Origin of the sequence: Oerskovia enterophila (assembly GCF_001692445.1) — a bacterium.
Lineage (GTDB): Bacteria > Actinomycetota > Actinomycetes > Actinomycetales > Cellulomonadaceae > Oerskovia > Oerskovia enterophila.
Window position 1 is genome coordinate 1 of sequence record NZ_MAQA01000092.1, and the last position, 6227, is coordinate 6227.

Here is a 6227-nt window from a genome sequence, read left to right on the forward strand (position 1 = left end):
GTCGGCCGCGGGGCGCGGGGCGGGGCCGCGGTGGGCGGCCTGTCGGAGGCACGCACGTCGGCGACCGCGACCGTGGGGGCCGCGACCGCCCTCGCCGTCGCACCGGGCACCGAACCCACCCGTGCCGTAGCGCGCGCGACCCACCGGCCGGGACGCAAGGTGGGCTCCGTCGTCGTGCTCGCGGGCGGCGACCTGGTCCTGTACGTCGAGCGTGGCGGTCGCTCCTTGATCTCGTTCGGCGACGACTCCGAGACCTCGGCGCGCCGCCTCGCGCTGGCGTGCGCCGAGCTCGCGCGCGCGTCGCGTGCCGGGCTGCTCGGCAAGATGGTCATCGGGCGGATCGACGGGATCGACGCCCTCGCCGGAGCGGGCAGCACCGCGTCGCGCGCGTTCGGCGTGACTGCTGCGCTCATGGAGGCGGGCTTCCGTCCCACCCCGCGGGGGCTGCGCGCATGACCGGCCGAGGGGCTCCTGGTGCCTGAGGGCGACGTCGTCAAGATCACGGCGCAACGCCTCGACGCGGCGCTGCGCGGACGGGCCGTGGAACGTGCCGAGCTGAGGTGGCCCAGCGCGGCGAGCATCGACCTCACGGGCCGGACCGTCGTCGAGGTCCGGCCGTACGCCAAGCACCTCCTGACCCGGTTCGACGACGGCACGACCCTGCACACGCACCTGCGGATGGAGGGACAGTGGCGCGTCGCCCGCACGGGCACGGTCGGAGCCGGCGCGCGCGGCACCGACGTCCGGGCGGTCCTCGCGAACGAGGTGTGGACCTGCGTCGGTGAACGGCTCGGCATGCTCGACGTGGTCCGGACCCGCGACGAGCACGTCCTGCTCGGGCACCTGGGCCCGGACGTCCTCGCGGACGACTTCCTCAGCTCCCCGGACTCCGGCGTCCTGCTCGCGCTCGCACGCCTGCGCGGCGCGGCAGCGGCAGGCGGCTTCCCGGCGCAGGCGACCGCGGGAGGTCGGACCAGCGCCGGGTCCCGAGGACTCCCCCTGGCCGACGCCCTGCTCGACCAGCGCGGGGTCGCCGGGCTCGGCACCATCTACACGGCCGAGAGCCTGTTCGCCCAGGGCCTGTGGCCGTGGACCCAGGTGTCCGACGTCTCCGACCGCGACCTGGAGGCGCTGCTGCGGACCGCGCGCGGCCAGATGCTCCGCAGCGTCGCGGAGGGGGTGGGCACGGTCCGACGACACGTCCACGGCAGAGCACGACGGGCGTGCCACCGATGTGGCACGCCCGTCGCTGTCGCCCGGGCGAACGAAGCGCCGTTCGAGCGACCGATCTTCTACTGTCCGAGCTGTCAGAAGCCCTGAGGCTCCGTCAGCCGACCGGCTGAAGGTCCTCGCGCATGCGCCGCGCGCTCTCTGCAGCCGCTCCCCGACCCATGAGCGTGACGGCGAAGTCTGCGGGGATCGTGTCCGGGATCATCAGACCCTCGGCCACGGCGACCCGGTCGCTGACCTCGCGCAGCACCAGCGACATGGGGATGTCGAGGGCTTCGCAGATGGAGCCCAGGAGCTCGGACGACGCTTCCTTCTGACCGCGCTCGACCTCGCTGAGGTACCCCAGGGAGACGCGTGCGGCCGAGGACACCTCTCGCAGGGTGCGGCCCTGTCGCTGGCGAGCGTCTCGCAGCACGTCCCCGATCTCTCGACGAAGAACAATCATCTGGCGGCCCCCTTCCGTGTCCCGTGCGACCGTCGGAGCCTGCCTGGCTCCGGTGGTGGTTCGCTGACCTGTCGTTCCCCGCGCCCCTCGCGTGGGGATCGTCCTACCGTACCCCGCACCCGGGGCAGTCTCATGTGCTGATCTGTTGAATGGCCTCTTGGCGATCACGTGCTGTTCAACGTCGCTCCCACCCAGGTTGTTCCCGCACCACGCCGAAGTCCACACGGTTGCCTGGTGTTCACGAACTCTCCACGCGTTCGCCCGCGCTCGGCCTTGCTCGTCCCACCGGACGGCAAGTTCACCCGCTGATCGTCACCCGTGCCAGGGTGAGGACGTTCCGGCCCGCGGCGTCGCGGACCGTCGCGCGGTCGCCCTCGAGCCGGAGCTCGCGGACCTCGGTGCGTTCGGGCGTCGCGACCGCCACGTAGACGAGTCCCGGGGCCTTGCCGTCCTGGGGATCAGGACCGGCCACCCCGGTCGTGGCGAGGCCGACGTCGGCCCCCAGCACCCGGGCGACCCCCTGGGCCATCTGGCGTGCGACGGCGGGGTCCACCGCACCCCGCTCGGCGAGCAGTGCGCCGTCGACCCCCAGCACGCTCTCCTTCAGGTCCGTCGCGTACGCGACGACCCCACCGCGGAGCACCGCGGACGCTCCGGGCACGGCGACCAGGCGGGCGCTCACGAGACCGCCCGTCAGCGACTCCGCGACCGCCAGGGTCCAACCCCGTGCCGTCGCGGCCTCGAGCAGGTCTGCCGCTTCGCGGAGATCGGACTCGCCCGGGGTGCTCATGACGAGCCGCTCAGTCCTGCCCGGACGTGCGGGCCGCGCGCAGCGCATCCCGGCGCAGGCGCCAGCCCTGGAACGCATACTCGACGCCCGTGACGACCGTGACGACCAGAGCCGCCACCATGACGATCCAGCCGATCACGGAGATCCACGACGGCAGGTGGTCGAGAGGGAGCAGGAAGATCGAGATCGCCACGGACTGCAGGACCGTCTTGAGCTTGCCGCCACGCGACGCCGGCATGACGGTGTACTTGAGCACCGCGAACCGCATGAGCGTGATGCCCAGCTCACGGGCCAGGATGACGATCGTGACCCACCACGGGAGGTCCCCGAGGGCCGACAGCAGGACGAGCGCGGCCCCGATCAGGAGCTTGTCCGCGATGGGGTCGAGCAGCTTGCCGAGGTCCGTGACCAGGTTGTACTTCCTGGCCAGGTAGCCGTCCACCCGGTCCGTCGCGGCCGCGAGGACGAACAACCCCGTCGCGACCAGGCGCCAGGTGACCGTGTGCCCGCCGTCGGCGAGCAGAGCCCACGCGAAGAACGGCACCACGGCGATCCGGGCGATAGTGACCGCGTTCGCGGAGTTCCAGGGAGACGGGACGGCTGTGACCACGGGACAAGCCTAGGCGCTCCGGGAGCGGTCGACCGACCACGCCCAGAAACCGACCCTTCGGACAAGATCACACACAACGGGCCGCCGTTATCACGCAATCTTCAGTTGCGCACGCCGAACGGCTAGGGTCGCAGCGTGACACGTCACGTACGCGCAGTCCGACGCCGCCGTCGGCTCGGCCAGCTCCTTGCCGCCGGGCTCGTCGCCGGCATCGTCGCGGCCTCGGGAGCCCTCCTTCTCGACCCCGGTGCGGTGCCCCCGGCCCAGGCGTCGGCGACCCCCGCGCCGGCTCCCGCCGAACCGAGCCCCACGCCCGAGCCGGACGCCGTCTTCACGATCGTCGCCGCAGGCGACGTGCTGCCCCACCTCCCCGTGCACGCGTCCGCCCGTACGGGGCCCGGCAGGTACGACTTCAGCACGCTCCTGGCAGGAACCGACGCCTGGGTCTCGGGGGCAGACCTGGCCCTGTGCCACCTCGAGGTGCCGCTCACGGCACCGGGCGAGCACCCCGCGGGCTATCCGAGGTTCGTCGCGGACTCCCACCTGGCGACCGATCTTCGCGAGCAGGGCTGGGACGGGTGCTCGACCGCGTCGAACCACTCCGTGGACCAGGGGCTGCCCGGGGTCGTCGCCACGCTCGATGCGCTGGACGCCGCAGGCCTGGGGCACGTCGGGACGGCCCGGTCGGCCGCCGAGGCGGCCGGCCCCGCGCTCTACGTCCTCGAGCGTGCAGGACGAGAGCTCGTCGTCGCCCACCTGTCCGCGACCTACGGGACCAACGGCATGCCCGTCCCCTCGTCGGCCCCCTGGTCGGTGACCCTGCTCGCCGCCGACGACATGGTCGCCCGTGCGACGGCTGCTCGGGCGGCGGGCGCGGACCTCGTGGTCGTGAGCATGCACGCAGGCGTCGAGTACGCGACGGCACCGACCACGGAGCAGATCGAGCTCGCGACGGCCCTCGCCGCGTCGGGCCAGGTCGACCTGGTGCTCGGCCACCACGCCCACGTCCCGCAGCCGGTCGAGCTGCTCCCGGGCGGACCGGACGGTCAGGGGATGTGGGTCGCCTACGGCCTGGGCAACTACGTGTCCAACCAGGACTCCGCGTGCTGCGTCCCGGGGACCGAGTCGGGGCTCCTGGTCACGGCGACCGTGACACAGCCTGCTGATGGCGCCGCCCGCGTCACGGGGTTCGAGTGGACCGCGACGACCGTCGACCGGTTGGGCAAGCACGCGGTGCACGTCCTGCCGGAGATCCTCCCCCAGGGCACCGCGACCCTGGCGCCGGGCGAGCTCGGTGCTCGCTACGACCGGGTCAGGGCGGCCGCAGGCGCTGCTGCGGCCGAGCGGCTCACGCCCCCGGTCGCGACGGGGACGGCCCCGCGCCTGGGAACCGAGGCCCTTGCAGGAGCAACCGCCGAGGCCGTCCCCCCGGACGATCTGCCCACCGACCAGGACTGAGGCACGGGGCCGCAGGCTCAGCGCTCGCGCCAGTCCGCCTCGTCGCCCGCGTCGTCGTGGTACTCCTTCGCGACGGGCGGCATGTGCCCGTCGGCGCCGTCCGAGTAGTCGCGGCCGTTGCCCGCCGGCGCGCCACCGCCGCCGCCCTGGCCGTCGTAGACCCCCGGGTCCGGCTCGCCACGCAGCATCGCGAGCGTCGCGGGCAGGTCCTCGGCCGTGAGCATGACCTCGCGTGCCTTGGACCCCTCGGAGGGGCCGACGATCTCTCGCGACTCGAGCAGGTCCATGAGCCGCCCCGCCTTGGCGAACCCGACGCGCAGCTTGCGCTGGAGCATCGAGGTCGAGCCGAACTGGGTCGTGATGACGAGCTCGGCGGCCTGCAGGAGCAGGTCGAGGTCGTCGCCGATGTCCTCGTCGACCTGCTTCTTGGTCGCCGCCGCGGCCGCGACGTCGGTGCGGTAGGAGGGCTTGAGCTGCGCCTTGACGTGCTCGACGACCGCGTGGACCTCGCTCTCGCCGACCCACGCGCCCTGGACGCGGATGGGCTTGGCGGCCCCCATGGGCAGGAAGAGCGCGTCGCCCTGCCCGATGAGCTTCTCGGCGCCCGGCTGGTCCAGGACGACGCGGGAGTCCGCGAGCGAGGACGTCGCGAACGCGAGACGTGAGGGCACGTTCGCCTTGATGAGGCCCGTGACGACGTCGACCGACGGGCGCTGGGTCGCCAGGACCAGGTGGATGCCGGCGGCACGGGCGAGCTGGGTGATGCGCTGGATCGAGGCCTCGACGTCGCGCGGGGCGACCATCATGAGGTCGGCGAGCTCGTCGACGACCACGAGCAGGTACGGGTAGGTCGCGATCTTGCGCTCCGAGCCCGGCAGCGGCTTGACCTTGCCCGCGCGCACCGCGGTGTTGAAGTCGTCGACGTGCTTGTAGCCGAACGTCGCGAGGTCGTCGTACCGGGCGTCCATCTCGCGCACGACCCACTCGAGGGCCTCGGCGGCCTTCTTGGGGCTCGTGATGATGGGCGTGATGAGGTGGGGGATGCCCTCGTAGATCGTGAGCTCGACGCGCTTGGGGTCCACGAGGACCATGCGCACCTCCTCGGGCGTGGCCCGCATGAGGATCGAGACGATCATGGAGTTGATGAAGCTCGACTTGCCCGCGCCCGTGGCGCCCGCGACGAGGATGTGCGGCATCTTCGCGAGGTTCGCGACGACGTAGCCGCCCTCGACGTCCTTGCCGACGCCCATGACCATGGGGTGCTCGGTGCGGCGCGCGACCGAGGAGCGCAGCACGTCACCCAGCACGACCGTCTCGCGGTCCGTGTTGGGGATCTCGATGCCGATCGCGGACTTGCCCGGGATGGGCGAGAGGATGCGGACGTCGGCCGAGGCCACCGCGTAGGCGATGTTCTTGGAGAGGTTCGTGATGCGCTCGACCTTGACCGCAGGCCCGACCTCGACCTCGTACCGGGTCACGGTCGGGCCACGCGTGAAACCGGTGACCTTGGCGTCGATCTCGAACTGGTCGAACACGCGCGTGAGGGACTCGACCACGCGGTCGTTGGCGGCCGAGCGCACCTTGTGGGGCGCGCCCTTGACCAGGTCGTCCTCGGAGGGCAGCACGTAGACCGTGTCGCCGTCGAGCATGGGCTGGACCCCGCGCGGGACCGGGTTGTTGGGAGGAGGCGGGGG

Annotated in this window: 7 protein-coding genes; 3 read left to right on the forward strand and 4 right to left on the reverse strand. The window is 72.5% G+C overall.

Annotated elements, in window-relative coordinates:
- Both OERS_RS21670 and OERS_RS20025 read left to right on the forward strand, forming a co-directional pair.
- Nucleotides 1-456: hypothetical protein (locus OERS_RS21670; protein ID WP_169834254.1), on the forward strand; the 456-nt coding region annotated here is incomplete at its 5' end.
- Between the two features lie 18 nt (nt 457-474).
- The gene (locus tag OERS_RS20025) at nt 475-1320 is read left to right on the forward strand and encodes a DNA-formamidopyrimidine glycosylase family protein (RefSeq protein WP_068627751.1); all 846 of its coding nucleotides are present in this window, start codon (nt 475-477) and stop codon (nt 1318-1320) included.
- A gap of 7 nt (nt 1321-1327) precedes the next feature.
- Here OERS_RS20025 and OERS_RS20030 read toward each other — a convergent pair whose 3' ends face one another.
- From OERS_RS20030 to pgsA, 3 genes are all read right to left on the reverse strand, one after another.
- Nucleotides 1328-1675: a helix-turn-helix domain-containing protein gene (locus OERS_RS20030; RefSeq protein ID WP_056648772.1), complete on the reverse strand. Its 348-nt coding sequence runs from the start codon at nt 1673-1675 to the stop codon at nt 1328-1330.
- A gap of 298 nt (nt 1676-1973) precedes the next feature.
- Nucleotides 1974-2465, reverse strand: coding sequence for a CinA family protein (locus tag OERS_RS20035; protein ID WP_068627752.1), 492 nt, complete (start codon nt 2463-2465; stop codon nt 1974-1976).
- A 10-nt stretch (nt 2466-2475) separates the two neighbouring features.
- Nucleotides 2476-3075 carry a CDP-diacylglycerol--glycerol-3-phosphate 3-phosphatidyltransferase gene (gene pgsA / locus OERS_RS20040; RefSeq protein WP_068627753.1) on the reverse strand — a complete coding sequence of 200 codons (600 nt, stop codon included), beginning with the start codon at nt 3073-3075 and terminating at the stop codon, nt 2476-2478.
- 135 nt (nt 3076-3210) lie between these two features.
- Between pgsA and OERS_RS20045 the strand changes: the two genes are divergently transcribed.
- The gene (locus tag OERS_RS20045; protein ID WP_068627754.1) at nt 3211-4533 is read left to right on the forward strand and encodes a CapA family protein; all 1323 of its coding nucleotides are present in this window, start codon (nt 3211-3213) and stop codon (nt 4531-4533) included.
- Nucleotides 4534-4550: 17 nt separating this feature from the next.
- Here the strand turns inward: OERS_RS20045 and OERS_RS20050 are convergent.
- The coding region (locus tag OERS_RS20050; RefSeq protein ID WP_139107963.1) for a DNA translocase FtsK at nt 4551-6227 on the reverse strand (1677 nt) is incomplete at its 5' end.